At 72.2% G+C, this 25,651-nt stretch carries 26 protein-coding genes and 3 pseudogenes; 15 read left to right on the forward strand and 14 right to left on the reverse strand.

The features are described from left to right. Positions 1–25: 25 nt before the first annotated feature. From AQJ11_RS13885 to AQJ11_RS13895, 3 genes are read left to right on the forward strand one after another with little or no spacing between them, the layout of a single operon-like run. Positions 26–1,222, forward strand: a complete 1,197-nt coding sequence (locus tag AQJ11_RS13885) for a thiolase family protein (RefSeq protein WP_059263238.1) — start codon at positions 26–28, stop codon at positions 1,220–1,222. Beyond that, positions 1,219–1,914, forward strand: a complete 696-nt coding sequence (locus AQJ11_RS13890) for a 3-oxoacid CoA-transferase subunit A (protein ID WP_059263239.1) — start codon at positions 1,219–1,221, stop codon at positions 1,912–1,914. Before AQJ11_RS13885 ends, AQJ11_RS13890 begins: the two co-directional genes overlap by 4 nt. Continuing rightward, entirely contained in the window at positions 1,911–2,603 is a 693-nt protein-coding gene (locus tag AQJ11_RS13895; protein WP_059263240.1) for a 3-oxoacid CoA-transferase subunit B, read from the forward strand. The genes AQJ11_RS13890 and AQJ11_RS13895 overlap by 4 nt, the downstream gene beginning before the upstream one ends. Before the next feature lie 14 nt (positions 2,604–2,617). Here the strand turns inward: AQJ11_RS13895 and AQJ11_RS13900 are convergent. Next, positions 2,618–2,848: pseudogene (locus AQJ11_RS13900) on the reverse strand (STAS domain-containing protein); the annotation flags it as partial. Positions 2,849–2,853: 5 nt separating this feature from the next. Here AQJ11_RS13900 and AQJ11_RS45815 point away from each other — a divergent pair. Beyond that, positions 2,854–3,078 (forward strand): annotated as a pseudogene (locus tag AQJ11_RS45815) (MarR family transcriptional regulator); the annotation flags it as partial. Between the two features lie 131 nt (positions 3,079–3,209). Here the strand turns inward: AQJ11_RS45815 and AQJ11_RS13905 are convergent. Continuing rightward, positions 3,210–4,223, reverse strand: coding sequence for an NADP-dependent oxidoreductase (locus AQJ11_RS13905; RefSeq protein WP_059263242.1), 1,014 nt, complete (start codon positions 4,221–4,223; stop codon positions 3,210–3,212). Positions 4,224–4,333: 110 nt separating this feature from the next. On the opposite strand from AQJ11_RS13905, the gene AQJ11_RS13910 reads away from it, so the two are divergent. Further along, the gene (locus tag AQJ11_RS13910) at positions 4,334–4,933 is read left to right on the forward strand and encodes a TetR/AcrR family transcriptional regulator (RefSeq protein ID WP_014670378.1); all 600 of its coding nucleotides are present in this window, start codon (positions 4,334–4,336) and stop codon (positions 4,931–4,933) included. 221 nt (positions 4,934–5,154) lie between these two features. Here AQJ11_RS13910 and AQJ11_RS13915 read toward each other — a convergent pair whose 3' ends face one another. Beyond that, a complete protein-coding gene (locus AQJ11_RS13915; protein ID WP_059263243.1) occupies positions 5,155–6,087 on the reverse strand; it encodes a quinone oxidoreductase family protein in 933 nt (310 codons plus the stop codon). Between the two features lie 161 nt (positions 6,088–6,248). On the opposite strand from AQJ11_RS13915, the gene AQJ11_RS13920 reads away from it, so the two are divergent. Together AQJ11_RS13920 and AQJ11_RS13925 are read left to right on the forward strand one after the other, a co-directional pair. Then, positions 6,249–7,004 carry an SDR family oxidoreductase gene (locus tag AQJ11_RS13920; RefSeq protein WP_059263244.1) on the forward strand — a complete coding sequence of 252 codons (756 nt, stop codon included), beginning with the start codon at positions 6,249–6,251 and terminating at the stop codon, positions 7,002–7,004. 16 nt (positions 7,005–7,020) lie between these two features. Further along, a complete protein-coding gene (locus AQJ11_RS13925; RefSeq protein ID WP_059263245.1) occupies positions 7,021–7,686 on the forward strand; it encodes a TetR/AcrR family transcriptional regulator in 666 nt (221 codons plus the stop codon). A gap of 88 nt (positions 7,687–7,774) precedes the next feature. On the opposite strand, the gene AQJ11_RS50990 is transcribed toward AQJ11_RS13925, so the two are convergent. Further along, positions 7,775–7,918 carry a hypothetical protein gene (locus AQJ11_RS50990; protein ID WP_244218257.1) on the reverse strand — a complete coding sequence of 48 codons (144 nt, stop codon included), beginning with the start codon at positions 7,916–7,918 and terminating at the stop codon, positions 7,775–7,777. On the opposite strand from AQJ11_RS50990, the pseudogene AQJ11_RS52385 reads away from it, so the two are divergent. From AQJ11_RS52385 to AQJ11_RS13930, 3 genes and pseudogenes are all read left to right on the forward strand, one after another. Next, a pseudogene (locus tag AQJ11_RS52385) lies at positions 7,896–8,024 on the forward strand (hypothetical protein); the annotation flags it as partial. The gene AQJ11_RS50990 and the pseudogene AQJ11_RS52385 sit on opposite strands and share 23 nt — an antisense overlap. Positions 8,025–8,184: 160 nt before the next feature. Continuing rightward, positions 8,185–8,328 (forward strand): hypothetical protein, encoded by a 144-nt coding sequence (locus AQJ11_RS51000; RefSeq protein WP_244218258.1) that lies wholly within the window; start codon positions 8,185–8,187, stop codon positions 8,326–8,328. A 69-nt stretch (positions 8,329–8,397) separates the two neighbouring features. Then, positions 8,398–9,066 (forward strand): DedA family protein, encoded by a 669-nt coding sequence (locus AQJ11_RS13930; RefSeq protein ID WP_107120827.1) that lies wholly within the window; start codon positions 8,398–8,400, stop codon positions 9,064–9,066. A gap of 217 nt (positions 9,067–9,283) precedes the next feature. Here AQJ11_RS13930 and AQJ11_RS13935 read toward each other — a convergent pair whose 3' ends face one another. After that, the gene (locus AQJ11_RS13935; protein ID WP_059263246.1) at positions 9,284–10,132 is read right to left on the reverse strand and encodes a helix-turn-helix domain-containing protein; all 849 of its coding nucleotides are present in this window, start codon (positions 10,130–10,132) and stop codon (positions 9,284–9,286) included. Between the two features lie 149 nt (positions 10,133–10,281). Here AQJ11_RS13935 and AQJ11_RS13940 point away from each other — a divergent pair, with 149 nt between their 5' ends. Next, a complete protein-coding gene (locus AQJ11_RS13940; RefSeq protein WP_059263247.1) occupies positions 10,282–10,887 on the forward strand; it encodes an NADPH-dependent FMN reductase in 606 nt (201 codons plus the stop codon). Between the two features lie 119 nt (positions 10,888–11,006). Here AQJ11_RS13940 and AQJ11_RS13945 read toward each other — a convergent pair whose 3' ends face one another. Beyond that, the gene (locus AQJ11_RS13945; RefSeq protein ID WP_059263248.1) at positions 11,007–11,933 is read right to left on the reverse strand and encodes a LysR family transcriptional regulator; all 927 of its coding nucleotides are present in this window, start codon (positions 11,931–11,933) and stop codon (positions 11,007–11,009) included. A 155-nt stretch (positions 11,934–12,088) separates the two neighbouring features. Here AQJ11_RS13945 and AQJ11_RS13950 point away from each other — a divergent pair, with 155 nt between their 5' ends. Beyond that, a complete protein-coding gene (locus AQJ11_RS13950; RefSeq protein ID WP_059263249.1) occupies positions 12,089–12,832 on the forward strand; it encodes an SDR family oxidoreductase in 744 nt (247 codons plus the stop codon). 129 nt (positions 12,833–12,961) lie between these two features. On the opposite strand, the gene AQJ11_RS13955 is transcribed toward AQJ11_RS13950, so the two are convergent. Then, positions 12,962–13,897 (reverse strand): zinc-binding dehydrogenase, encoded by a 936-nt coding sequence (locus AQJ11_RS13955; protein ID WP_059263250.1) that lies wholly within the window; start codon positions 13,895–13,897, stop codon positions 12,962–12,964. 67 nt (positions 13,898–13,964) lie between these two features. Here AQJ11_RS13955 and AQJ11_RS13960 point away from each other — a divergent pair, with 67 nt between their 5' ends. Continuing rightward, positions 13,965–14,603: a TetR/AcrR family transcriptional regulator gene (locus AQJ11_RS13960; protein ID WP_059263251.1), complete on the forward strand. Its 639-nt coding sequence runs from the start codon at positions 13,965–13,967 to the stop codon at positions 14,601–14,603. Positions 14,604–14,910: 307 nt separating this feature from the next. On the opposite strand, the gene AQJ11_RS13965 is transcribed toward AQJ11_RS13960, so the two are convergent. Together AQJ11_RS13965 and AQJ11_RS13970 are read right to left on the reverse strand one after the other, a co-directional pair. Next, entirely contained in the window at positions 14,911–16,422 is a 1,512-nt protein-coding gene (locus tag AQJ11_RS13965) for a serine/threonine-protein kinase (protein ID WP_244218231.1), read from the reverse strand. A gap of 133 nt (positions 16,423–16,555) precedes the next feature. Then, positions 16,556–16,750 carry a hypothetical protein gene (locus tag AQJ11_RS13970; protein ID WP_059263253.1) on the reverse strand — a complete coding sequence of 65 codons (195 nt, stop codon included), beginning with the start codon at positions 16,748–16,750 and terminating at the stop codon, positions 16,556–16,558. A gap of 403 nt (positions 16,751–17,153) precedes the next feature. Between AQJ11_RS13970 and AQJ11_RS13975 the strand changes: the two genes are divergently transcribed. Both AQJ11_RS13975 and AQJ11_RS13980 read left to right on the forward strand, forming a co-directional pair. Beyond that, the gene (locus tag AQJ11_RS13975; protein WP_059263254.1) at positions 17,154–19,463 is read left to right on the forward strand and encodes a beta-L-arabinofuranosidase domain-containing protein; all 2,310 of its coding nucleotides are present in this window, start codon (positions 17,154–17,156) and stop codon (positions 19,461–19,463) included. Between the two features lie 110 nt (positions 19,464–19,573). Next, positions 19,574–20,146 carry a MarR family winged helix-turn-helix transcriptional regulator gene (locus AQJ11_RS13980; RefSeq protein ID WP_014670393.1) on the forward strand — a complete coding sequence of 191 codons (573 nt, stop codon included), beginning with the start codon at positions 19,574–19,576 and terminating at the stop codon, positions 20,144–20,146. Between the two features lie 51 nt (positions 20,147–20,197). Here AQJ11_RS13980 and AQJ11_RS13985 read toward each other — a convergent pair whose 3' ends face one another. The 5 genes from AQJ11_RS13985 to AQJ11_RS14005 form a co-directional block, all read right to left on the reverse strand. Then, positions 20,198–20,920 (reverse strand): gamma-glutamyl-gamma-aminobutyrate hydrolase family protein, encoded by a 723-nt coding sequence (locus AQJ11_RS13985; RefSeq protein ID WP_014670394.1) that lies wholly within the window; start codon positions 20,918–20,920, stop codon positions 20,198–20,200. Then, on the reverse strand, positions 20,917–22,407 hold the full coding sequence (locus AQJ11_RS13990) for an aldehyde dehydrogenase (protein WP_058079056.1): 1,491 nt from the start codon (positions 22,405–22,407) through the stop codon (positions 20,917–20,919). Before AQJ11_RS13990 ends, AQJ11_RS13985 begins: the two co-directional genes overlap by 4 nt. Positions 22,408–22,493: 86 nt before the next feature. Further along, the gene (locus tag AQJ11_RS13995) at positions 22,494–23,954 is read right to left on the reverse strand and encodes an APC family permease (protein ID WP_059263255.1); all 1,461 of its coding nucleotides are present in this window, start codon (positions 23,952–23,954) and stop codon (positions 22,494–22,496) included. 188 nt (positions 23,955–24,142) lie between these two features. Then, positions 24,143–24,757, reverse strand: coding sequence for a TetR/AcrR family transcriptional regulator (locus tag AQJ11_RS14000; protein WP_014670397.1), 615 nt, complete (start codon positions 24,755–24,757; stop codon positions 24,143–24,145). A gap of 28 nt (positions 24,758–24,785) precedes the next feature. Then, on the reverse strand, positions 24,786–25,631 hold the full coding sequence (locus AQJ11_RS14005; RefSeq protein ID WP_059263256.1) for a fumarylacetoacetate hydrolase family protein: 846 nt from the start codon (positions 25,629–25,631) through the stop codon (positions 24,786–24,788). Positions 25,632–25,651: the final 20 nt, after the last annotated feature.

Raw genomic sequence — 25,651 nt, forward strand, 5'->3', positions numbered from 1 at the left:
GACGCCGCCGTCTAGCCTTCGAGCCATGAAGAGCGCATTCCTCTACGCCGCCACGCGGACACCGTTCGGCAAGTTCAACGGCGCGCTGGCCGGCATCCGGCCCGACGATCTGGCCGCCACGGCGATCGGCGGCGTGCTCAGGCAGGCACCGGCACTGGATCCCGCCGCGATCGACGAGGTCGTGTGGGGCAACGCCAACGGCGCCGGCGAGGAGAACCGCAACGTCGGCCGGATGGCCGCGCTGCTGGCCGGTCTGCCGACCAGCGTGCCCGGCACCACGGTCAACCGGCTGTGCGGGTCGAGCCTGGACGCGGCGATGGCCGGCTCCCGCACGATCGAGACGGGCGACGCCGAGGTCGTCCTCGTGGGCGGGGTCGAGTCGATGACGCGGGCGCCGTGGGTGCTGCCCAAGCCGTCGCGGGCCTTCCCGGCGGGCGACGTCACCGCGGTGTCCACGACCCTGGGCTGGCGGCTGGTCAACCCGCGGATGCCGAAGGAGTGGACCGTCTCGCTTGGAGAGTGCAACGAGCAGCTCCAGGAGCGCTTCGGCATCTCCCGCGAGCGCCAGGACGAGTTCGCCGTCCGCTCCCACCGCCTCGCGCACCAGGCGTGGGAGGACGGCTTCTACGACGCGCTGGTCACCCCGGTCGGGGACCTGGTCCGCGACGAGGGCATCCGCCCGGACTCGGACCCCGGGAAGCTCGCCGCGCTGAAGCCGTCGTTCCGGCCGGACGGCACCATCACCGCGGGCAACGCCTCCCCGCTCTCCGACGGCGGCTCCGCGGTGCTCCTCGGCAGCGAGGCGGCGGCGACGACGATCGGCCACGACCCGTTCGGCCGGATCCTCGGCAGGGGTGCGATGGCGCTGGACCCGCGGGAATTCGGCTACGCCCCGGTCGAGGCCGCCAACCGGGCGCTCGCCCGTGCCGGGATCACCTGGGACCAGGTCGGTGCGGTCGAGCTCAACGAGGCGTTCGCGGTGCAGTCACTGGCCTGTGTCGACGCCTGGCTCAAGGACGGACTGCGCGATCCCGGGATCGTCAACCAGCGCGGCGGGGCCATCGCGATCGGGCACCCCCTGGGCGCCTCCGGCGGCCGGATCCTCGGGACCCTGGCCGCGGTCCTGAAGGAGCGCCGCGAGCGGTACGGCGTGGCCGCGATCTGCATCGGTGTCGGCCAGGGGCTGGCCGTCGTCCTGGAGAACCTGGAGGTGTCGAAGTGAGCCGCGCCGCCGTGCTGGAGTCGACCGACGAGGCCGTAGCCGGGATCGAGGACGGTTCCACCGTCCTGGTCGGCGGTTTCGGCCTGGCCGGGATGCCGTTCGACCTCATCGACGCCCTCATCCGGCAGGGCGCGAAGGACCTCACGATCGTCTCCAACAACGCCGGGAACGGCGATGTCGGACTGGCGGCGCTGCTCGCGGCCGGCCGGGTCCGCAAGGTGGTGTGCTCCTTCCCGCGGCAGGTGGACTCCTACGTCTTCGACGCGCTGTACCGCGAGGGGAGGATCGAGCTGGAGGTGATTCCCCAGGGCAACCTCGCCGAGCGGATGCGGGCCGCCGGCGCCGGGATCGGCGCGTTCTACTGTCCGACCGCGGTCGGCACCCCGCTCGCCGAGGGCAAGGAGGTGCGCACCATCGACGGACGCGACTACCTGCTGGAGTATCCGATCAAGGGCGACTACGCCCTCATCTCCGCGTACCGGTCCGACCCGATGGGCAACCTCGTCTACCGCAAGACCGCCCGCAACTTCGGCCCGGTGATGGCGACCGCCGCCACCACCACGGTCGTCCAGGTCGACGAGGTCGTCCCGCTGGGCGCGCTCGACCCGGAGGCGGTCGTCACGCCGTCCATATACGTCGACCGCGTCGTCCCGGTCGAGACCCGCCACTACACCGTCCAGGGGGCACGATGACCATCGACACCACCGCCTCGGCACGCTCGGCGTCCACGGGCGAGGCGCCGATCGCCGTCGACCACCCGCTCAGCATGGACGAGGTGGCCGCCGTGATCGCCCGGGACATCCCGGCCGGCGCGTTCGTCAACCTCGGCATCGGCCGGCCCACCAGGATCGCCGACCACCTGCCCGAGGAACTCGGTGTCGTCCTGCACACCGAGAACGGCATGCTCGGCATGGGCCCGAAGGCCGAGGGCGCTCAGATCGACCCCGACCTCACCAACGCCGGCAAGGTCCCGGTCACCGAGCTGCCAGGGGCGGCGTACTTCCACCACGCCGACTCCTTCGCCATGATGCGCGGCGGCCACCTCGACGTCTGCGTACTCGGCGCCTACCAGGTCTCCGAGCGCGGTGACCTGGCCAACTGGCACACCGGTGAGCCCGGCGACATCCCCGCCGTCGGCGGCGCGATGGACCTCGCCATCGGCGCCAAGGACGTCTACGTGATGATGACGCTCTTCACGAAGTCCGGCGCGCCCAAACTGGTCCGGCAGTGCACCTACCCGCTCACCGGCATCGGGTGCGTCAGCCGGGTCTACACGGAGGTCGCCACCTTCGACCTGCTACCGCAGGGCGTCCACGTGCGGGAGACCTACGGCATCACCCTCGACGAACTGCGCTCACGCCTCGACGTCGAACTGCACTGACCTCCGTGCGGGTGTCAGCCGCTCGTCCGGCGGATGGCGCTGTCGCTGTCCGGATGGACCGGGAAGATCCGGTCGACGCCGACGATCCGCAAGATCCGCAGGGTGTTGGCCGGTACGGCCGCCGGCGCGATGCCGGCCCGGGCGGCGTCGGCGTGGCTGCGTGCGGCGATCAGGGCGGTGATGCCGCTGGAGTCGCAGAACCGCATGCCGCCCAGGTCCAGGACGAGGCGCTGGCCCGGGTGGAGGATGCCGGATGCGCCAGACCGATCTGGCCATGCACGTCGGTGCCGACGCCGCCACCATGACCCGCACCATCCGGCGTCCGGAGAAGGCCGGCTTCGTGCGCCGCGTGCGCTCCACCAGCGACAGGCGCTCCGTCCTGGTCGAACCCACCGCCGCCAGCCAGGCCCTGCGCCGACAGGTCGAAGCCCTCTGGGCCCGCCTTGAGGACTACGGCGCCGGCGACCTCACCAATCCTTCCGTCCACGCTCAGCGCGCGGCATCCGGTTGCAGGGGCCCTGGAACGCTACTGCACCGCGAAGAATCTGCTGGAGTAGCCGCACGCACAGCACACCTCGGTGAGCGGGCCGCTCTGGAGGCGGACGGTCACTGGGCCACCGTGAGCACGATCTTGCCCTGGATGTGCCCGCGGGCGGCGCGTTCGTGCGCTGCCCGGGCATCCGCCAGGGCGAACGTGCTGTCGATCGCGACGCGGACCGTGCCCGCGTCGAGCAGGCGCCCCAGTTCGGCGAGCTGTGCACCGTTCGAGCGGACCTGGGCGCTGGAGACCGTGACGCCCAGCTTCGCGGTCTCCTCTTCGTCGAAGTCCCCGGGGAGCACGGGGAACTGGGCGCCGCCGCGCTTGAGTGTGCGCAAGAAGCGCTTGCTGCCGGGGCCGCCGACGGTGTCGACGACGAGGTCGACGTCGTGCACGAGTTCCTCGGCACGGCTCTTGGTGTAGTCGATGAACCGGTCGGCGCCGAGGTCGCGCAGGAACGGTTCATGTGCGCCCGACGCCACGGCGACGACCCGTGCGCCCTTCCACTTCGCCAGCTGGAGCGCGAAGTGCCCCACACCTCCGGCGGCGCCGTTGACGAGCACCGTCGTGTCGGCGTCGAGTGCCGTGGGGCGGTGCCGTGCGTCCTGGAAGGGCGAGGGGTGGTCGTGTCCCGGGTCGATCAGGAACTGCCACGCCGTCAGCCCGGCCATGGGCGCCCCGGCGGCGTGCACGTGGTCGATGCCGGCCGGCTTGCGCGCGAGGTCCGACGCGGGAGCGGCCACGTACTCGGCGTACGCGCTGCCGTGGAAGCTGGGAAAGCGCAGGAGACCGAAGACTTCGTCACCCACGTCGAAGCCGTCCACGTCCGCGGCGACGGCCTCGACGACGCCCGACACGTCCGTCCCCGGAATCACCGGCAGGCTGACCGTCGATTCCGGCTCCCCGGGCATCCTGGTCAGCCCGCCGCGCAGGTACCAGTCGGGAGGATTGACGCCGGCCGCGTGGACGCGAACGAGGACCTCGCCCGGCCCCGGTTCGGGGATCGGGACCTCCTCGTAACGCAGCACTTCAGGGCCGCCGTGCTCGTGGAGCCGGACGGCCCCCATCGTGTGTGTCGGCATCGGTCTCTCCTGTCCCAGCCGCGGGATACGCTATCCGGATCAGCGGTCCACATAAACGGACCACTGATCCGAATATATGGATCACTGATCCGGATGGTCAAGAGGAACAGATGCGGGCCGACGCCAGGAAGAACCGTGACCACCTGCTCGCCACAGCGGGCACCGCCATCGCCGAGCACGGCGTCGACGTGTCACTGCGCGACATCGCACGCAGGGCCGATGTCGGGCTCGCGACGCTGCTGCGGCACTTCCCGACGCGCGAGGCGCTGCTCGATGCCCTGCTGCGCACGAGCTTCGACGAACTGACGGCGAAGGCAGGCGAACTGGAGGCCGCCAACTCGCCCGAGGACGCGCTGGTTTCGTGGTTGCGCGACTGCGTCGCGTGGACGACCGAGTACCGCGGCGTGACCGTGCTGATGGCAGCCGCCATCGAGGACCCCGCATCCGCACTCCATGCGTCATGCGTCACCCTGCGCGCGGCCGGAGCACGGCTCCTCGCCCGCGCCCAGGCCGCGGGCGCGGCGCGCACCGACATCGATGGCGCCGACCTGTTCGCGCTGGTGGCGGCGCTCGCGTGGCTCGGCGATCAGCCCTCGCTCGCACCACAGGCGGACCACCTCTTCGAGGTCGTCGCGAACGCGATCGTGCCGAATGCAGGATCGGCAGCGCCACCACGGTCGGGCAGGGACTGTGCGGGTCTGGGCGGCTGAGTCACGCCGTATCCGCCGTGGTCAGGCAGCCCCCGGCAAGGAGCACCCGCGGCCTGCCGGCTCTCGCCAGCGGCTTTGCTCACCTGGACGGCGGAGCGCCGTGCTCGAAGGCGTGGACACGCCCCGCTCGTCTCGGGCGCCCACCCACGCGCTGATCCGCTTCCCGCCGGAAGCGGTCATCGCGTGGGCGGGCGCCCGAGACGGTCCCTCACGGACATGGGTTACGGCACCAGGACGATCTTTCCGGTGGTGTGACCGGCCATGCTCTCGCGATGGGCGGCGGCTGCCTCCCGCAGCGGGTGGCTGGACGCGATCAGGATGCGCAGTCGTCCCGCTGCCGCGGCTTCCGTGAGCTGGAGGCGGGCGGCCTGCCTGATCCCGGTGCCAGGGTCGCCGCCGGGTCCGCTGCCGAGGAGTTTGATCCCGGCCTGGGCCCCGCGCTCGAACGCCGCGATGGTGGCGATACGGGAACGGTCGGTCACGAGTTCCAGGGAGACGTCCACCGCCTCGTCGGTGCCCACCAGGTCGGCCGCCGCGTGGATCCCCTCCGGGGCCGCCGCACGTACGCGGTCCGCCAGGCCGGGCCCGTAGGCGACCGGGACCGCACCCAGTTCCCTCAGCAGCTCGTGCTTGGCGGGGCTTGCCGTCGCGACAACGGTGGCGCCGCGCGCCACGGCCAGCTGGACGGCCACGAGGCCGACCCCTCCCGCGGCCCCGTGGAGCAGCACCGTCTCGCCCTTGCCGAGTCCGACCGCTTCGAGGACGTGTACGGCGGTCGCGCCGGCGGCCATCAGCCCGCTGGCCTGCTCCCAGGACAGGCCGGCCGGCTTCGGCACCACGGACGTGGCCGGAACGACGAGTTCCGCGGCGTACGTGCCGGACGCACGGTAGACGATCACCTCGTCCCCCACCTGGACGGGACCCGCGGGGCCGGTCGCGTCGGCGCCCACGGCGGTGACCACACCGGCCGCCTCGGTGCCCAGCCGCAGCGGCAGCTTCGCCGGATCGGCTCCGAAGACACCGCCGTACACCTTGTAGTCGAAGGGGTTGACACCGACGGCACGGACCGCGATGCGCACCTGTCCGGGCCCGGGCTCCGGGACGGTCACGTCGATCACCGACAGCACCTCGGGACCGCCGTAGGCGCTCGCCACTACTGCTTCGCTCATGTCCGTGGGCAACACGTTGCCGGCGGCGGCCATTCCGCCAACCTCTCGGTTTCTTCGCTGAGTTGGGAATCGTCGCATGTTTGAACGGAGCGCTCCGCTCCGATAAGGTCGATGCAGAGCACATCGATCCGCCGACCGGAGGACACATGACGACGAGCAAGCCGACCGCGCTGGTCACGGGCGGCAGCCGGGGCATCGGCGCGGCCACCTCCCGTGAGCTGGCGGCCCGTGGGTACCGCGTGGCCGTCAACTACTTCTCGAACCGCGAGGCCGCCGACCAGGTGGTCAAGCGGATCGAGACCGACGGCGGCGAAGCCTTCGCCGTGCGGGCCGATGTGTACGACCCCCGCCAGGCGGCCGAACTGCTGGAGCGCTCCGCGGTCGACGGACGCTTGGACGTCCTCGTCTGCAACGCGGGTGCCCGCTTCACCCCGACCCCGCTCCCCAGCCTGTCCTGGGACGACTTCCACGCGAAGGTGACGAACGAACTCGCGTCCGTGTACACCCTCACCCAGCGGGCGCTGGCCGTGATGGGCGCCCGGGGCGGGGGCCGGATCGTGTACGTCTCCAGCGCCGTGGCCGAGGGCCCGCCCGCCGTCGGCATGGCCGCGCACGGCACCGCCAAGGCGGCCCTGAACACCTTCGCCCGCTTCGTCGCCTACGAGGCCGGCCCGCTCGGCATCAACGTCAACGTCGTGGCGCCCGGGTTCGTGCGCACCGAGGCCAGCGCCGGACTGCCGGTGGAGTTCCAGCAGCGTCTGGTCGAGCACACCCCGCTCGGGCGGGTCGCGGAACCGGAGGACGTGGCCCGGGCGATCGCGATGCTCGTCGGTGCGGAGGCCGGATTCATCACCGGCTCGGTCGTCACCGTCGACGGCGGGCACGGCGTGGGGTGCCCCTGAGGGAGAATGCCGCGTCATGGGTGACACGTACACAGGCAAACCGCGAGGCCGGCGGCGGGAGGCGGACCGCAATGACGCCCGCCTCTTCCAGGCCGCGCGCGAGGTCTTCGCCGAGCGCGGCTGGGACGCTCCCGTCTCCGAGATCGCCCGCCGGGCCGGCATCGGCATGGGCAGTCTCTACCGCCGCTACCCCAGCAAAGAGCTGCTGGCCCAGCGCATGCGGATCGCGGGGATGGAACAACTCGTCGCGCAGGCGCGGACCGCACTCGCCGAGGAGCCCGACCCCTGGACCGCCCTCGTTCGCTTCTTCCGTGACGCGTTGGCCGACCAGGGGGCGGGCGGACCGCTCCTCCCCCTGGTCGGCGGCCGGCTACCGGCCACCGACGAGGTGCGGGCCGCCGCGGATCGGCTGCGCGCGGCACTGGACGACCTGGTGGACGGCGCGCACAGGGAGGGCGTGCTGCGCCCCGACTTCACCTCAGCCGACATCCCGTTGCTGCTCGAACACCTCACCCCTCGGATCCCCGTCACCAGCGAGCGCGCCACCGCGCTGCACCTGCGCTACCTCGACCTCGTCCTCACCGGGCTGCGCACCCCGGACACCGGCCGGCCCACGGCCCTGCACGGCCCGGCAACGCAGTGGGCGGAACTCCGGGAGCTGTGGAACGCGCCTGGACGCTGATCCCGGGCACGGTCCCCAGCCCTCGCGGTGCCGGCCGGCCGATCAGACGGAGCTGTCGCTGGCGGAACTGCTCGTCACATAGGGAGAGTTAGCCCACCAGGGCGGCCGGCTCGGCGTCCCCGGGGTTGTTCGCGTTGTGCATCCGCATCTGGGCGACGCCGAGCCGGGTGACGCCCTCCCCGTGTCGCGTCACGGCGCCCAGGTGCCCGGTGACCACGGCATCGTCGCCCACTCGACGTTCGTGCCGCGCTCCGCACGCGAGCACCGCCGAGCTGGACCGTCTCCGCCGGCTCGCCGAGGAAGGCCGGCTCACCCCACGGGTCGCACGCGTCCTGCCCGCCGAACGGGCCGCGGACGCACACCGGCTGCTGGAGGCGGGCTGCCTGCGGGGCCGCCTGATGCTCACCCTTCTGACGCGACGGCCCCGGACCGACGCCTCCCCTGATCGGTTCGGCACCGGCCCACCGGCAGGCCCTGCGGGTCGGCTCACGGGAGGGCATGGTGTCCCCGGCCCACCGCACCACGGCCGGACTGCTGCCGCTCGCCGACCTGACCGACGAGGAGCTGGCGGAGGTCTACGCCCCCGAGCGCGACCCCGTACCGGGAACGCGCCCCGGGCGCCATTCGTCTACAGTTCGGTAGACGGTCTACTCCACTGTAGTCGCTCGTTCCCGGACGCTCGACTTCACCCGATCCGCAAGGAAGGCCCCTATGACCAGTCCGCCACACCTGGCCGCGCAACTGGCCGTCAATGTGCTCGACGCCCATTCACTCCTGGCCGCCTTCGGCGTGCTGGGCGTCGGCGTGGTGCTGTTCGCCGAGACGGGCCTGCTGATCGGATTCTTCCTGCCGGGTGACTCCCTGCTGTTCACGGCGGGTCTGCTGTGCACGGGTTCGGCGGACCAGGGCGTGAAACTGTCCCTGGCGCCGCTGCTGGTCTCGGCGGCCGTCGGCGCGCTGGCCGGGGCGCAGTGCGGGTACCTGATCGGCCGCAAGGCGGGCGGCGCGCTGATCGCCCGCAGCCGTTCCCGCCGCCTCCGCGAGGGCGTGCGGCGCGCCGAGGAACTGCTGGAGCGGTACGGGCACGCCAAGGCGATCCTCCTGGCCCGGTTCGTCCCGGTGGTGCGGACGGTGTTGAACCCGATGGCCGGCGCCCTGGACGTGCCGGTGCGGACCTTCACGCTGTGGCAGGTGACCGGTGGCCTGGTGTGGAGTGTCGGCCTCACCCTCGCGGGGTACGCGCTGGGGTCCTCGATACCGAACGTCGACCGCTACCTGCTGCCGCTCGTCGGGTTGATCGTCATCGTCTCCCTGGTCCCGCTCCTCGCCGAGGTGCTGCGCGCCCGCCGGCGTGCCGACGCCAAGGGAGGAACCAGGTGATCCCGGCCTTCGACGGCGACGGCCGACTACGGCGGCGACTCACGGCCATCGGACGCGGACCAGGAAGTGACGCCGAACTCGGTCCCGGCCTCGCCGTGCCTTACTGATCATTTCAGTATGAGTCGGCGTGTGGGGCTTGGCAGTTGAGCGCCGGAGCTTGGGTGAGGCCGCCCCACTGTCCCGGTAAGACTCTCACCGTACGGAAACCCGCCGTCGCTCAGACCGCCCGCAGGGCGCCGGGGCGGCGGCCGGTGAGGCGGTCGAGTGCGGCGGCGCTCGCGTCGTCGGCCGGCAGGTGGACGACGAGGTGCTGGTCGTCGTCGGCGGGCAGCCCGAGCGTTTCGTAGGCCAGCCGCACCTCCCCCACCTGCGGGTGGACCATGCGTACCACCCCGTTCGCCCGCGGCAGCCCCGGCAGCGTCCGCAGCCGGTCGGCGAACGGTTCCCCTGAGGACACCGTCAACTCGTCCATCAGCGCGCCGACATGGACGTCGGACTGCCCCGGCCCCTGTTTCAGGGCCGCGACCTGCTGGTCGGCGACCGTGTCCCAGTCCGGGTAGACCGAGCGCGCCCGCGGATCGGTGAAGACGAAGCGGGCGAGGCTGGGCAGGGCACCGTCGAGCAGACCGAGCGGTTCGGCCAGCCGCCGGTACCCCTGCGTGCAGGCCAGGATCTCGCTCAGCCGGTTCACCAGCACGGCGGGCGCCGGTTCCAGCCGTTCCAGCAGCGCCCGCACCGTGGGCCTGACCGCCCTGTTCGGTCCCGCCCCGCCCCGGCAGCTGAAGCCGGGGTCGGCGCCCTTGGCGAGCCGGTGCAGATGGACCCGTTCCCCCGGGGTGAGCAGCAGCGCGTCCGCCAGGGCCGCCAGCACCTGCACCGAGGGCCTGCGGTCCCGCCCCTGCTCCAGCCTGGTGACGTACTCGACGCTCACCCCGGCGAGCGTCGCCAGCTCCGCGCGGCGCAGTCCCGGCGTGCGGCGGCGCGGCCCGGCGGGCAGTCCCACCTCGGCCGGTGTGACGGCTTCCCGGCGCAGCCGCAGGAAGAGGCCGAGCTCGTTGTCGCTCATCCCGCGAACGTAACACCCGCCGCACCGGCGGATCGTGGCCCTGCCACTACCACCCTTTGCCCGGCCTCCCTCGTCCGCCGCCCGTCCGGCAGCGTGGAGCGAGCGCCCCGGCCTGGGGCAGCGCCGACCCCCGTAGGAGAAGCACAGCCATGTCCAGTGCACGACTGAATCTCGTAGTGATCGTCGGCAGTGTCCGGGAGGGCCGATTCGGCCCGGTGGTGGCCGACTGGTTCGTCGAACAGGCCAAGCGCCACGGCGAGTTCGCGATCGACCTGATCGATCTGGCGGACGTCGACCTCCCGCTCGCACTGCCGTCCACCCCACCGGCCCTCCAGCCCGACCTACCGCGCCCCGAGGGCATGGCCGAACTGACCCGGAAGCTCGACGCCGCCGACGCGGTCGTCATCGTGACGCCCGACTACAACCGCAGCTTCCCGGCGTCCCTCAAAGCCGCCATCGACTGGCACTACACCCAGTGGGGGGCCAAGCCGATCGGCTTCGTCGGGTACAGCGGCCTCAGCGGCGGTCTCCTGGCGATCGAGCAACTCCGGCAGGTCTTCAACGAGTTGCACGCCCACACCGTGCGCGACTACGTCGCCTTCCCCAGCTACTACCTCCTCTTCTCCCCCGACGGCACGCTCCGTGACCCGCAGGGCCCCGAGGGCGCCGCCAAAGCCATGCTCGATCAGCTCCTCTGGTGGGGCTCGGTCCTCCACGACGCCCGCCGCGACCGCCCGCAGATCGCCCACCGGTAACCCTCCCAGGCCTCGCCCGAGGCCCTTGTCCCCGGCCCGGGGCGACCGGTTCCGGTGTGTTGCCGGGGCAGGCGGGATCGCGGTGCGGGCTTCCGCCGTGCCCCTGCGGACCGGGCACGTCAGGTGGTGCGGACGAGGTGCTGCCTGGCGGACTCGCGGAAGTGGGTGACCAAGGGGTTGGGGTCGGTGAGGCGCGTGGCGACCACGACCTGGCAGGGTTCGACCCCCTCGACGGGGATGGCGGCGAGGTCGGTACGCAGTGCCCAGCGCCGGTCGCCGGCCGGGACGAGGGCGATGGCCCGGCCGTCGGCGACGGCTTCGAGTTTGTCCTCGAAGGTGTCGACCAGCAGCGGACCGAGGGGGGCCGGGCTGCCGTCCGGGCGGGGGTCGAGCCGCCAGAAGCCGGTCCACGTGGCGGCCATTCCGGCGCAGGCCACCAGGGGTTCGTCGGTGAAGTCGCCGGGGGTGACCGACTCCTGGCCGGACAGGCGGTGGGAGGCGGGTACGAGGAGCACCCGGGGTTCGTCGTAGAGGACGGTCACGTCCAGGCCGTCGTCCGGGACGGGGAGCGGGGTGCGGATGACGAGCGCGTCGACCCGGCCCTCGGGCAGGGCGCGCGCCTCGTCCCAGTCCAGGTGACGGGTGCGGACGTGGGCGTCGGGGTGACGGCGGCGCAGGTCGCGCACCGCGGGGGTGATGACGAGGTCCTCGACGTATCCGATGGTGACCGTGCGCGGCGGCGCGGCGGCGCGGGCGGTGAGCACCGCCTGGTGAGCCGTGTGCAGCAGCGTCTGCGCCCGCGGGAGGAAGGCCGCGCCGGCCGCGGTGAGACGGCTGCCCTGGGGGGTGCGCTCCAGCAGCCGTACGCCGAGGGCGTCCTCCAGCCGCTGGATCTGGCGGCTCAGGGAGGGCTGGGCGACGTGCAGTTCCGCGGCGGCCCGGGCGAAGTTCAGGTGCTCGGCGACGACCGTGAAGTACCGCACCAGTCTCAGGTCCAGGTCGGGGCCGGGACGGGGCGTCTCGGGGGACGGGGCTTCCTCGGGCACAACAGCAGCCTACCGTCATGCGGTTCGCGCATGACGGGTTGCAGAACGGGCCTTGGACGCCCGGTTCGCCTCGGTTGTTGACTCGATGGTGTCCGGCCGGGACCGAACCGCCGGACGGAATCCCGTGGGCGTTTCAGGAAGTGAGTGTGTCCGGCATGGGCAAGTACGAGGGCAAGCACGTGGTGATCACCGGTGGCAGCAGCGGTCTGGGCCTGGCCACCGCGCAGTTGCTCGTGGACGAAGGGGCGCGGGTGCTGATCACCGGGCGCGACCGGAACGCCCTGGACTCCGCCCGCGACCGGCTCGGCGGCAACGCTGTCGCGGTCCGCAGCGACGCCGGCTCGCTGCCCGACATCGAGGCGCTGGCCGACCGGGTGAAGACCGGGTTCGGCTCGGTCGACGCCCTGTTCGCCAACGCGGGCGTCAGCGGTTTCGCGCCGTTCGAGGCGACCGGCGAGGAGCTCTTCGACCAACTGCTGGCCGTCAACGTCAAGGGTCCCTACTTCACGGTGCAGAAGCTCGCTCCGCTGCTGGTGGAGGGCGGCGGTGTGGTGTTCACCACGTCCGTGGCGAACGTGCTGGGGCTTCCGACGCTCAGCGCCTACGCGGCCGGCAAAGCGGCTGTGCGCTCGATGACGCGCAGCCTGGCCCGCGAGCTGCTCCCGCGCAAGATCCGCGTCAACGCGGTCAGTCCCGGCCCGATCGACTCCGGGATCCTGGAGAAGTCGATGCCCAAGGAGGCGGCCGAAGCGACCAAGGCGCAGATGGCCGCCGACATCCCCATGCTGCGCCTCGGCAACCCCGCCGAAGTCGCCAGGGCCGTGGCGTTCCTCGCCTTCGACGCCACCTACACCACCGGCGCCGAACTCGCCGTGGACGGCGGCGGCTCCCAGCTCTGACTCCCCGCCGGGTCCGGGGACAAGCGGCGCTTGTCCCCGGACCCGGCGGCCACAGGCGGTGTCGCCGCTACGGCGCTGCTGAGCGGGACGTCGCGCACCAGGACCGGCGGCGGACGTCGTCTCGTCCGCTCAGTGGACGTCAAGGACGGCTTTGCCCGGCACGCGGCGGCCCGCGAGTTCGGCTGCCGCCGACGCCACCTGCGTCCAGTCGGTGCGGAGGGCGACTTGCGGGTCCAGTTCGCCGCGGGCGGTGAGTGCGGCGAGCCAGGTGAGGTCGGCGCCCAGTCCTACGGCGTCGTCCAGCAGGTAGTAGGTGACGATCTGGCGGTTGTGGCGACGACCGTTGCCGAAGAGGGCTCCGTAGGGGAACTGCTCGCCGTCGCCGGATATGTGACCTGCGGCCACCAGCACGCCGTTGTCGGCCAGGGCGCCGTGTGCGGCGACCATGTGGGCGCCGCCGACCAGTTCGACCACGCCGTGCACCGGTTCGAGGTGCTGGAGCGCGGCCAGGTCGGTGACGATCTCCTGAGCGCCGAGTGCGCGGAGCGCGTCCGCCTTCGCCGGATCGCTGGTCAGCGCGGTGACATGTGCGCCGCCGCGGGCCGCGAGCTGGAGGGTGAAGCGGCCCACGCCCCCGCCCGCGCCGGTCACGAGGACGCGCCGTCCCAGGATCGGGCCGATGCGGTGCAGGGCGCGCAGGGCCGTGCCCGCAGCGACCGGCAGGGTGCTGATCGGGCCGAGGTCGGTTCCCTCGGGCACGGTGCCGATCAGATCGGTGTCCACGGCGCGCAGTTCGGCCCAGGCGCCGTCCGCCCCCACGGTGACGACGAGGGTGCCGGCCGCGGGACCGGAGCCGTCGGCGGCTGCGCGGACCACGACGCCCGCGGCGTCCCAGCCGGGCACCGTGCCGGCTTCGCCCTCGGGGACCACGTGGTGGACCTCGCCGGCGTTGAGGGAGAAGGAGTGGACCTGGATCAGGGCCTGGTGGGCGGTGGGTTCGGGGTCGGCGACCTCCGTGAGCGCGAGGTGTCCCGGGGCTGAGTGATCAATCGTCAGTGCCTTCACGACGAGAGATAGTGCCACTGAGTGGCATAAGCCTACAAGGGGCAAACGCGATTGCTAGGCTTGCCTCGTGCAGAACGACCCGAAAGAACTGCCGCTGCGCGAGCGCAAGAAGCTGCGGACCCGTCAGGCGCTGGTGGACACCGCCCTTGAGCTGTTCACCGCGCAGGACTTCACCACGGTCACGCTGGACGAGATCGTCGACGCGGTAGAGGTCTCCAAGCGCACCTTCTTCCGTACGTTCACCTCGAAGGAAGACGTGGCCCTGGCCCCGGAGAAGGAACTGTGGGCCGCCTACCTCACGGACATCGAGAGTCGGCCCCTGACCGGCGGGCACCTGCTCGGCGCCTACGAAGACGCGCTGTTCGCGGCACTGGAGCAGATGGCGGACGGATGGGAACGGCGCTTCCTGGCCAGCCGCAGCCTGACCGACCGCACCCCCGCGCTGACCGCGCACAGCCTGCGCCACTGCTCAGAGGTCTCCGCGAGCATCGTCCGGATCGTGGCAGACCGGTTGCCCGGGCAGTCCCCCGGCCACACCGAACTGCGCCTTCTGCTCGACCTCATGCTGGCCGCCTGGCACCGCGCACTGGAGACATGGACCTCGTCGGACGCCGTACGGCGGGACCGTGCGGCACTCATCCGGCACACGCGCGAAGCCTTCGCGTTGATCCCCGCGGTTGCGGCACTGGCGGCACAGGCCGGCTGAGCGAGAGAGATCCGGCGCGTCCCTTGTCAGTGCGGTGCGTTTCGCCGTCCGCCAAGGAACTCACGCAAGCGACCGTCAAGGACCTGCCGGCCCGGCCCGGCTCGGCCCGGGGGACGCCTACGTGTACCTGCCCGGCGACCTGGACCCGCAGGCTCTGACGGACCTGCTCACCGACAGGTACGGCGCCCCGCGCACCAGTGGGTCGGCACGGGTACGGCGCGGGACGCCGAAGCGGAGTTCGTCTGCCGCGTCCTCGTCGACCCGGACCACCGGTTCACGATGGCCCGCTGTTTCGACACCCACTGGTTCATGAACTACCAGCAGAGGGAGTGACCGGACTCGCGGCGTCGGAGGGCTCTTTCCGGTCCTTCTTCCCGTGGCCCTTCCCAGCGTTCCGGGGCTTGTCGGACCGCTCGCCGGACGGGTCCGCTCCTGCCTTGCCGTGCGATGCCGTATCGGACGGTGACGCCGCCCCACTGCCTGGCGTGCCCGGTGTGGTGGTGTGTGAAGGTGGGGCCGTGGTGCCGTGGGCGCCCATGCCGGTGGCCGCCTCCCGGCTCGGGACAGCCGAGGCGGAGCTGGAGGCCTGGCCGGGGGTGGGCTCTTGAAGCCGCGCCGCGGGTACCTCCCGGGTGGAGGGCCTGGCAGGGACGGATCCCGCCTCGTGACCGGGGGCCGCCTCGTGGCTGGAGGCCGCCTCGTGGCTGGAGGCGGACGCGCCTGGTGCGTCGGCTTTCGCGGAGGGACTGCTCACCGCCCGGGGCGCTTCGTGGTGCGCGGACCCGTCGGACACGCCGACGGTGGCGGCCACGGCAGCCGCCAGCGCCGCGGCCGTACCGACGACCAGATGGCGTCCGCGCGCGGGCGCGGTCTTCGGTGCGGCCGTCCCGGCGGCGTGCGACGCATGCGGGTGCGTGCGGTCGGCCCATGCCGGCACCTGCTCGGGGACCAGGCTCGTGACGTCGGCCGTGGATGGGACGGCCCCGGGACCGTTCGACTCGGCCAGGGCGGCCAGAGTCCGGACGCAGTCGTCGGCCGATGGGCGGGCCGGTGGTTCCAGGGCGGTCATGTCCCCCAGCAGGGCCGCGAACTCCTCCGGGAGGGAGTCGGGCAGTTCGGGCCGCCGGTGGAGCCGCGCGATCGCGGCCTCCAAGGGAGCACCGTCGTATTCGAGTCGGCTCGTGACGCATTCGAGGAGCACCAGGCCGAGGGCGTAGACATCGGCGGGCGGGCCGACGGTCTGGCCGAGCACCTGCTCCGGAGACAGGTAGGCGGCCGTGCCGACGAGCGTGCCGGTGCTGGTGCGGGTGGTGGCGTCGAGCAGCCGGGAGATCCCGAAGTCGGTCAGGTGGGGGCGGCCGGACGCGTCCAGGATGATGTTCGACGGTTTCACGTCACGGTGGACGATGCCCGCGTCGTGCGCGTGAGCCAGAGCACGCGCGAGGTCGGCCCCGAGAGCGGCGGTCTCCCCGGGCGCCAGGCTGCCCGCGGCGATGCGCGCCTTCAACGTCGGGCCTTCGATGAGCTCCATCACCAGGTAGGCACGTCCGTCATGCCGGCCGGCGTCGTAGACGGTGACCAGGCCGGGGTGCCGCAACCGGGCAAGGATCACCGCCTCGTTGTGGAAGCCGTCCTCCCTGTCGGCACCGTTGCCGTCGCGGAAGACCTTGACGGCCACCGGTCGCTTCAAACGCAGGTCGAAGCCACGGTGGACGTCGCCGGCGCCACCCGAGCCGATGGCGTCGTCCAGGCGATAGCGCCCGCCCAGCACTGGTGCGGAACACTGGAACGGCGCCAGAGCCGACTGGCGGAGCCTCATGCCATCTCCCACTGTTTCTCCAGGTGCTGCCCACAGGTGCGCCTGCGAGGGGGCGCCGCACACGCGTACCCATGAGAGGCCGGAGTACCCCTCCTCCCCGTACGGCAGGGCTTGGGGAGCAGCCCCCCACGCCCTACTGGTAACAGGGAGGCGCGCACCGCACGGCGACCGTGCCGCTCTCGTGGGCCGGGGAGATGCCGTGGCGGACGGCCGTGGGGGTCTTGCCGGTCTCCCAGGGCATGGGGGCGGCCATGGCCTGCGGGCCGAGGGCAGTGATGGCCATGGTGGCCACGAAGGTGAAGGCCAGGGTGCGCTTACACAGATGCATGTGAACTCCCGTACGCAAGGGTGAGGTTTGGCCGTCGGCGCCTGTACAGGAGGCGCTGCCCGGGCCGGCTGCCAGTCTCAGCATGCGCGTCATTCGATGCCAAGGAGTCCTGCGTGAGCTTCGGTGGATCTCCCTACGATCACCGCGACCGGCGGGCCGTGTTCCGCGCGGGCGCCGCCGGCGGCGAGCGAACCGGGACGGAAGATGTCGTGGCCGTTGACGGCCCGTCAATCGCCCCACTATGGTCTCGACGATCCAGCGAACAGTGTTCGAAATCACGAACCCATGCGGTCGCTCACCGATCCCGTGGCCCTTCGCAGCAGCCCCCCGGCCTGAACCTCGGCCGGGCGGCGTCAGCACGGCCCCATGCGCTCGACTCCCCCACGCAAGGAGACGTTCGAGAATGCCCGAGTTCAGCAGAAGGCGGCTCATCCAGCTCGCCGGAACCGCGGTCGCCGGCTCGGCAGCCGGCCCCCTGCTCGGCAGCACCGCGTCGAGGGCGGCGACGCTCCCCCCGGCCCGCACCGACATCGGGACCAAGGCGCTGCCCTTCGACTTCGGCCAGGTCAGGCTGACCGCGAGCCGGTGGCTGGACAACCAGGACCGGGCCGCCGCCTACCTCCGATTCGTCGACGTCGACCGGCTGCTGTACAACTTCCGTGCCAACCACCGCCTGTCCACGGGCGGCGCGAGCGCGACGGGCGGCTGGGACGCTCCCACCTTCCCGTTCCGCAGCCACGTCCAGGGCCACTTCCTCACCGCCTGGGCGCAGTTGTACGCGGTGACGGGTGACACGGTGGCCCGGGACAAGGCCCTGTACATGGTGGCGGAACTGGCCAAGTGCCAGGCCAACAACGGTGCCGCGGGCTTCGGTGCGGGCTACCTGTCCGGCTACCCCGAGTCCGACTTCACGGCGCTGGAGGCCGGCACCCTGCGGAACGGCAACGTGCCGTACTACACCGTCCACAAGACCATGTCCGGTCTGCTGGACGTGTGGCGGCACCTCGGCAGCACCCAGGCCCGCGATGTGCTGCTGGCCCTCGCGGGCTGGGTCGACGCGCGCACCGGCCGGCTGACCACCGCGCAGATGCAGGCCGTGCTGGGCACCGAGTTCGGCGGCATGAACGCGGTCCTGGCCGACCTCTACCAGCAGACCGGTGACACCCGGTGGCTCACCGCGGCCCAGCGCTTCGACCACGCCGCGGTGTTCGACCCGCTGGCGGCGAACCAGGACGCGCTGGCCGGGCTGCACGCCAACACCCAGGTGCCGAAGTGGATCGGGGCGGTCCGCGCGTACAAGGCGACCGGCATCACCCGGTACCGCGACATCGCCACCAACGCCTGGAACCACTGCGTCGGCTCCCACACCTACGCCATCGGCGGCAACAGCCAGGCCGAGCACTTCCGCGCCCCGAACGCCATCGCCGCCTATCTGGCCGACGACACCTGCGAGAGCTGCAACAGCGTCAACATGCTCACCCTCACCAGGGAGCTGTTCACGCTGACGCCGGACCGGGTCGCACTGTTCGACTACTACGAGCAGGCCTGGCTCAACCACATCATCGGCAACCAGAACCCGGCCGACCCCCACGGGCACATCACCTACTTCACCCCGCTCAGGCCCGGAGGCCGGCGCGGTGTCGGCCCGGCGTGGGGCGGTGGCACCTGGAGCACCGACTACACCACCTTCTGGTGCTGCCAGGGCACGGGCGTGGAGATCCACACCCGGCTCATGGACTCCGTCTACTTCCACTCCGGCACCACGCTCACCGTCAACATGTTCGTGCCGTCGGTGCTCACATGGACCCAGCGCGGCATCATCGTCACCCAGACCACCTCGTACCCGGCGAGCGACACCACGACCCTGCGCGTCACCGGTGACGTGGGGGGCACCTGGGCGATGCGCGTCCGCATCCCCGGCTGGACGACCGGGGCGAGCGTCAGCGTCAACGGCGTCGTGCAGAACATCCCCGCGGCCACCGGGAGTTACGCGACCCTGGACCGGGCCTGGGCCTCCGGCGACACCGTCACCGTACGCCTGCCCATGCGCACCGCGCTGCGGCCGGCCAACGACAACCCGAACGTCTCCGCGGTCACCTACGGCCCGGTCGTCCTCGCCGGCAACTACGGCACCACCGCCCTCGGTTCCCTGCCCGCCCTCGACACCTCCTCGATCAGGCGGACCAGTTCCACCGCGCTCGCCTTCACCGCCACGGCGAACGGCAGCGCCGTCGGCCTCGGACCCTTCCACGACGCGCACGGCCACAACTACACCGTCTACTGGAACACCGGCGGCCCGCGCTCCGTCCGCCTCGCCAACGCGGCCAGCGGTCTGGTGCTGGGCATCCAGGACATGTCCACCGCCGACGGTGGCCGCGCCCTGCTGTGGAGCGACAGCGGAACGGCCGACCACGACTGGGAGATGGTCCCCGACGGCGACGCCTTCCGCTTCCGCAACGTCCACAGCGGCAAGGTGCTCGGCGTGCTGAACATGTCCACGGCCGACGGCGCCATGGTCCTGCAATGGTCGGACAACGGCACCGCCGACCACCGGTGGACCCTGCTCGACCAGGGTGACGGCACCTTCGTGATCCGCAACGCGCACAGCGGGAAACTGCTCGCCGTCGAGAACGGGTCCAGCGCCGTCGGCGCCTTCGCGATCCAGGCACCCGACGACGGCACGGCCGACAACCGGTGGCGCATCGTGCGGTGACCGCCAGGCGTCCGGGGTGACCCACGTGTGGATCTCCCCCGTACAATTTGGTACCGAACGATCGCCGGCCCGCGGGGCGCGCGATCCAGGGACGACGTGAGGGAGCCACGGTGCCCAGCCAGCGGTCCATCAGCGAGGCGGAGAAACTCGCCGCGGAGAAGCTCGGCGACATCCCCCTGCGCCGTGACCAGATGGCCGCGGTGGCCAACATCCACCGGGCCGCGTCCGCCGTGCGCCAGCACCTGGAGAACTCCGTGCTGCGCGGCTCGGACCTGACCTGGACCGCCTTCGTGGTGCTGTGGGTGGTGTGGGTGTGGGGCGAGTCCGAGACCCGGCACGTGGCCGAGGAGGCGGGCATCTCCAAGGGCACGCTGACCGGTGTCTCCCGCACGCTGGAGTCGCGTGGGCTGCTGCGGCGCTCCGGTCACCCCACCGACGGGCGGCTCGTCCTGCTGGCCCTCACGGAGGAGGGCGAGGACTTCATGCGCCGGGTGTTCCCCGCGTTCAACGAGGAGGAGGCCTTCGTCACCGCCCGGCTGAGCGACGCGGAGTGCCGCGGTCTCGCCGACGGGCTGCGGCGTGTCGTCCTCCAGATCGAGGAGGAGGGCGAGGACCGCCGCAGGTCGCTCCTGAACGGTGCGGGCCCGTCGCCGCGCCGCAGCGGACGGCGCCCCAAGGGCTGACCCGGGGCCGGCGGTGTGCCGGCCCCGGCACCCGGCCCCTGCCGGCCGTCGTCAGACCGTCGCGCGGGCGGCGCGCACCAGCGCGTCGAAGAGACGCTGCTGCACCGGGTCCTCGTGCGCGGTGTCCTCGGGATGCCACTGCACGGCCAACAGCGGGGCTCCGCCTGCGAGTTCGACGGCCTCGACGGTCCCGTCGGCGGCGCGGGCGGCGACCGTCAGCCCCTCCCCCAGCCGGTCCACGTGCTGGTGGTGGTAGCAGGACGCCTCCGCCTTGTCGACGCCGGTGGCCCGGGCCAGGGCCGAGCCGGGGGCGAGGGAGACGGGGTGGCGCACGTGCCGGTGGTCTCGCCCGGGGCCGCCCATGTCCTGGTGGAGTGTTCCGCCCAGAACCGTGTTGACCACTTGCAGGCCGCGGCAGACGGCCAGGATCGGCGTGCCGTGCGCGAGCGCCTGACGGGCGAGTTCCAGGTCGAAGGCGTCCTGCTCGTCGTCGACGTCGTAGACGGCCTCGTGCGCGTCGGCCGCTCCGTAGCGGTGGGGGGCGATGTCGCCCCCGCCCGGGAGCAGCAGGCCGTCGAAGCGGGCGAGGCGGGCGGCGACCTCGGCGGGGTCGGCCGTGCCGCCGGGGGCGTGCGGGTGCAGGGTGACGGGCTCGCCGCCGGCCCGCCACACGGCCTCGACCAGGGCGCGCGCGTTGACCTCGGCGGCGTAGCGCAGCGCCGAGGTGGTGGCGGAGAAGCGGGCGGGTACGGCGATCAGCGGGCGGTGGGTCACAGCTGGATCCAGGTGGTCTTCAGTTCGGTGTACTTCTCCAGGGCGTGGGCGGACTTGTCCCGTCCGTTGCCGGACTGCTTCATGCCGCCGAAGGGCACGGTGAGGTCGCCCTCCTCGTAGCAGTTGACCCAGACGGTGCCGGCCTTGAGGGCGCGGGAGACCCGGTGGGCGGTGGACAGGTCGGAGGTCCACAGGCCGGCGGCGAGGCCGTACTCGGTGGCGTTGGCGAGGCTGACGGCCTGGTCGACGTCGTCGAAGGCGAGGACGGAGAGCACGGGCCCGAAGACCTCCTCGCGCGCCAGCCGGCTGCCCGGTGCGACCTGGTCGAAGACGGTCGGTTCGAGGTGGACACCGCCGGTCTCGGTGAGGATCCGGGTGCCGCCGGTGCGCAGGCGGGCGCCGTCACGCCGCGCGGCGTCGATGTGGCCGAGCACGCGGGCGAGGTGCTGCTCGCCGACCAGGGCACCCATCTCGGTGTCCGGGTCGAGGGGGTCGCCGACACGCAGCTCACGGGCGCGTCGTACGACGGCTTCGGTGACGTCCTCGGCGATGGAGGAGTGGACCAGCAGCCGGGAGGGCGCGGTGCACATCTCCCCCTGGTTGAAGAAGATGCCCCAGGCGGCGGTGGCCGCGGCCTTGTCGAGGTCGGGGGCGTCGGGCAGGACGATGTTGGGGGACTTGCCGCCCAGCTCCAGCCAGACGCGCTTGAGGTTGGAGTCGGCGGAGTAGCGCAGGAAGTGGCGGCCGACGGCGGTGGAGCCGGTGAAGGCCAGGACGTCGACGTCGGGGTGGAGGCCGAGGGCGCGGCCGGCGACCGGGCCGTCGCCGGCCACGACGTTGAGCACGCCCGGGGGCAGGCCGGCCTCCCGGGCGAGCCGGCCGAGCAGCAGGGCCGACAGGGGCGAGTTCTCCGAGGGCTTGAGGACGACCGTGCAGCCGGCGGCCAGGGCGGGGGCGACCTTCCAGCCCGCGAGCGTGAGGGGGAAGTTCCAGGGCACGACCGCGCCGACGACGCCGGCCGGCTCCCGGGTGACCAGGGCGAGGGCGTCGGGAGCGGTGTGCGGTGACTCGTCGGTGAGCTTGTCGGCGAGCTGGCCGTACCAGCGGAAGGTGTTGATCACGGCCCGCAGTTCGATGTCGTGCGCGTCGGTGATGGGCTTGCCCATCTCCAGGCTGACGGTGAGCGCCAGCTCGGACCGGTGTGCTTCGAGGAGATCGGCGACGCGCAGCAGGATCCGGCCGCGGTCGGCGGGGGCGAGCCGCGGCCAGGGGCCGTGGTCGAAGGCGCGGCGGGCGGCGGCCACGGCGGCGTCGACCTCGGCGGCGCCGCCGTCGGCGACTTCCGCCAGTGGTTGTCCGTCACGCGGCGAGATCACGGTGAACGTGCTGCCGCCCCCGGCTTCCTCGGTGCCGTCGATGAGATGGGTGCGGGGCAGGTCGAGCGTCTTCGCCCGGCGGAGCCACTCGTCGTGGGTGGCAACGGTCATGCGGTCCTCCAGACCGGGTGGTCAGCGGTGGGAAGGGCGGATGGCCGCCCGCCGCGGGCGTGTGCCGGACGGGCGGCCACACGGTGTCAGCGGGCGTCGGGGGCGGTGCGCCGGCGCCTGAGGCGTTCGTTGGCCACGCCGAGCGCCAGCACGGCGGGCACGGACAGCACGAGCCAGAACGCCGTGCTCGCCTCGCCGCCGATGAGGGTGGTGAAGTTGGCCAGGATGAGCCAGATCGCGCCCGCGAGGCCGAGCGCGCCGAGGACGGGTGCGATCAGCGTGTTCCACATCCGGCCGTCGACCCGTCGGCGGCGGAAGAACACCACCACGGACACCGAGGTCAGCAGGTAGAGCAGCATCATGGCGAGGACGGCGAGTCCGCTGAACCAGGAGAAGAGGGTGAGCACCGGATCCTTGCCGGCCAGTGCGAACGGCACGACGAGGAGGACGGCGATCACGGTCTGCACGCAGCCCGCGGTCCACGGGGCGAGGCGGCTGTTGAGCCGGCACAGGGAGACGGGCAGCTGGCGGTCGCGGCCGAGGGAGAACAGGTAGCGGTTGGCGGAGTTGTGGAAGGTCAGGATGCCGGCGAACAGGGAGGTGGCCAGGAGGATCGGCAGGACGTCGTTGATCCAGCCGCCGAACTGTCCCGCTATGGGTGCGAAGACGAATCCCGCGGAGTCGCCGCTCGCCAGTGCCGTGCTCGCGGCTGCGGGCGCCTTGGACGCGCCGTAGGCCGAGATCAGCATCCAGGAGGTGAGGGCGAAGAACGCGGTCACCACGATCACCGACAGATAGGTGGCCCGCGGCACCGTCTTCTTCGGCTCCTTGGCCTCCTCGCCGTAGATCGCGGTGGCCTCGAAGCCGAACATCGACGCCACGGCGAACATCACGGCGACGCCGGGCGCGCCCTGGAGGGCCGCCGCCGGGGAGAAGCTGTCGGCCACGCCCAGGCCCTCGGGGCCGCCTCCCTTGACCAGGGTGACCAGGCCGAAGACCAGCAGGATGCTGAACTCGGCGAGTACGAAGACGGCCAGGACCCGGGCCCCCATCTCGATCCCCGCGGAGCCCAGGGCCTGGACCACGGCCATGGTGAGCAGCGTGCACACCCACCAGGGCACGTGGAGCGGGGTGTGGTCGGCCACGAGCCCGCTGACGATCGAGCCGTACAGGCCGTACATCGCCGCCTGGATGACGCAATACGCGAAGAGGGCGACGCTCGCGCTGCCCGCCCCGGCGGTCCGGCCCAGGCCGGTGCCGATGTACGTGTAGAAGGCGCCGGCGTCCACGACGTGCCGCCCCATGGCGACGAAGCCGACGGAGAAGAGCAGGATGACGGCTCCGGCCAGCAGGTAGGCCGCCGGGGTCCCCGATCCGTTGCCGAGGGCGACGGAGATCGGGGCCGCGCCGGCGATTCCGGTGAGCGGGGCCTGACCGGACAGGACGAAGAAGAGGATGCCCAGGACACCCAGGGCGTTGGGTTTGAGCGTGGCTTTAGTGGGGGCGTCCCGTACGGTCCGCTCGGCGGAGGCCGTCTGACTGTCCACTCGGATCACCTGCCAGAGAAGGGGAGGATCGTTTCAGGCCAAACGAGTTGCCTCATCGTGGGGCGGAACTATCCGTTTGACAAGGGGTTGGGCGCAGGGAATCCCCGGGAGAGCGCATTCTCACCTCGGCGTGACACGGGGCGGCCCCACCGCCCGCCGGCTGCGCGAACGATCCGACGAGGAACCGGTCAGCTCCCGGCCGGCCCCTCGGCCAGTCCGCGCAGCAGGGTCCTGAGCTCGGCGAGCGCCTCTTCGGTGACCTCGCGCTCGCCGAAGACGAGCTGGTGCAGGACCAGGCCCTCCAGGGCCGCGAAGACGAGCCGGGAGGTGCCGCGGCTCACCGGGGCGGGGAGCATGCGGGACAGCTCCCGCCGGGTGGCCTCGAAGTACTCCTCGTACAGGCTGCGCAGGTGCGGCAGCAGCTCCGGCCTGCGCCGGGCTTCGAGGAGCAGCTCGTACTGGAACGCCTGGAGCTCCGGACCGCTGTCCACCATGTCCGTGAGCCCGCCGGCGAAGTCGTCCGGGTCACCGGTGCCGATGTCGAGCGTGCTGCTGGTCAGCGAGGTACGGACGGCGTGGGTGACGGCCTCCTCGATGAGCGCGTCACGCGAGCCGAAGTGGTGCACGACCAGGCCGTGGGTGACCCCGGCCTCCTCCGCGACCGCCCGGTACGTGAGCTTGCGCAGCCCGCCGCGGGCCACCACGCGGACGGCGGCGTCCAGCAGGGCGGCCCGGCCCGTCCCGTAGTGGTTGACGCGCTTGCGGGGACGGCGCTCGCCGGCGGGCTCGACGGAGTCGGTCATGGCGCCGACCCTACCGGCGGCGGTCCGGTCAACGCCTGGGCGGCCTGATGCCACGGAACTCCCAGTCGCCGCCGAGCGCGGTGGACAGCACCTCCTCGGACTCGGTGGGCTGGGCCCCCACGTCGGTGCGGATCGCGGTGGGGCCGGTGACGATGTGGTTGGTGAGCCGGCCGAGGCCCTCGACCTCCACCTCCACGACGTCGCCGGGCTGCACCGGCCGGGAGTTGGCGGGGGTGCCGGACAGCAGGACGTCGCCGGGGTACAGGGTGATGGTGCGGGCGATGTCGGCGACGAGGTAGTGCATGTCCCAGGTCATCTCGTCGGTGGAGCCGTCCTGGACGACCTCGCCGTTGACGTAGGTGCGCAGCCGCTTGCCGCGGAAGTCCCAGTCGGTGACCAGGCCGGGGCCGAGCGGGCAGAGGGTGTCGGAGCCCTTGACCCGGAGCATGGAGCCGGCGTCGGTGTCGCGGAAGTCGTGCAGGCCGTAGTCGTTGGCGACGGTGTATCCGGCGATGTACCGCCCCGCCTCGGCCGGGGCGATGTTGCGCGCCGGCCTGCCGATGACGATGGCGACCTCGCCCTCGTAGTTGAGCCACTTGCAGCCCTCGGGCCGGACGATGGCGCCCTGGTGGGAGTTGAGGGCCGAGGTCGGCTTGTGGAAGTAGGTCGGGGTGCCGGGCAGGCCGATTCCGAACTCCTCCACGCGGCTGCGGTGGTTGAGGTGGACGGCGATCACCTTGGAGGGAACAACCGGAGGGAGGTGCCGCGCCTCGTCGGCCTTGACGCGGCGGCCGTCCCCGGCGACCAGTTCGTCACCGTCCCGGACGGTTTCCACGGCGGCGCCGTCGAGGAGGATGCGGCGGTATTCGGGCATGTCGGTGCTCCTGGATGACG

This window comes from Streptomyces corchorusii, from assembly GCF_001514055.1.
Classification (GTDB): Bacteria; Actinomycetota; Actinomycetes; order Streptomycetales; family Streptomycetaceae; genus Streptomyces; species Streptomyces olivaceoviridis.

What these genes read in the sequence shown, in the direction of transcription:
- AQJ11_RS13885 (WP_059263238.1), top strand. Translation starts at nt 26, where the DNA reads ATGAAGAGCGCATTCCTCTACGCCGCCACGCGGACACCGTTCGGCAAG.
- AQJ11_RS13895 (WP_059263240.1), top strand. Translation starts at nt 1,911, where the DNA reads ATGACCATCGACACCACCGCCTCGGCACGCTCGGCGTCCACGGGCGAG.
- AQJ11_RS13905 (WP_059263242.1), bottom strand. Translation starts at nt 4,223, where the DNA reads ATGCCGACACACACGATGGGGGCCGTCCGGCTCCACGAGCACGGCGGC.
- AQJ11_RS13910 (WP_014670378.1), top strand. Translation starts at nt 4,334, where the DNA reads ATGCGGGCCGACGCCAGGAAGAACCGTGACCACCTGCTCGCCACAGCG.
- AQJ11_RS13920 (WP_059263244.1), top strand. Translation starts at nt 6,249, where the DNA reads ATGACGACGAGCAAGCCGACCGCGCTGGTCACGGGCGGCAGCCGGGGC.
- AQJ11_RS13925 (WP_059263245.1), top strand. Translation starts at nt 7,021, where the DNA reads ATGGGTGACACGTACACAGGCAAACCGCGAGGCCGGCGGCGGGAGGCG.
- AQJ11_RS51000 (WP_244218258.1), top strand. Translation starts at nt 8,185, where the DNA reads ATGGTGTCCCCGGCCCACCGCACCACGGCCGGACTGCTGCCGCTCGCC.
- AQJ11_RS13930 (WP_107120827.1), top strand. Translation starts at nt 8,398, where the DNA reads ATGACCAGTCCGCCACACCTGGCCGCGCAACTGGCCGTCAATGTGCTC.
- AQJ11_RS13935 (WP_059263246.1), bottom strand. Translation starts at nt 10,132, where the DNA reads ATGAGCGACAACGAGCTCGGCCTCTTCCTGCGGCTGCGCCGGGAAGCC.
- AQJ11_RS13940 (WP_059263247.1), top strand. Translation starts at nt 10,282, where the DNA reads ATGTCCAGTGCACGACTGAATCTCGTAGTGATCGTCGGCAGTGTCCGG.
- AQJ11_RS13950 (WP_059263249.1), top strand. Translation starts at nt 12,089, where the DNA reads ATGGGCAAGTACGAGGGCAAGCACGTGGTGATCACCGGTGGCAGCAGC.
- AQJ11_RS13965 (WP_244218231.1), bottom strand. Translation starts at nt 16,422, where the DNA reads ATGAGGCTCCGCCAGTCGGCTCTGGCGCCGTTCCAGTGTTCCGCACCA.
- AQJ11_RS13970 (WP_059263253.1), bottom strand. Translation starts at nt 16,750, where the DNA reads ATGCATCTGTGTAAGCGCACCCTGGCCTTCACCTTCGTGGCCACCATG.
- AQJ11_RS13975 (WP_059263254.1), top strand. Translation starts at nt 17,154, where the DNA reads ATGCCCGAGTTCAGCAGAAGGCGGCTCATCCAGCTCGCCGGAACCGCG.
- AQJ11_RS13990 (WP_058079056.1), bottom strand. Translation starts at nt 22,407, where the DNA reads ATGACCGTTGCCACCCACGACGAGTGGCTCCGCCGGGCGAAGACGCTC.
- AQJ11_RS14000 (WP_014670397.1), bottom strand. Translation starts at nt 24,757, where the DNA reads ATGACCGACTCCGTCGAGCCCGCCGGCGAGCGCCGTCCCCGCAAGCGC.
- AQJ11_RS14005 (WP_059263256.1), bottom strand. Translation starts at nt 25,631, where the DNA reads ATGCCCGAATACCGCCGCATCCTCCTCGACGGCGCCGCCGTGGAAACC.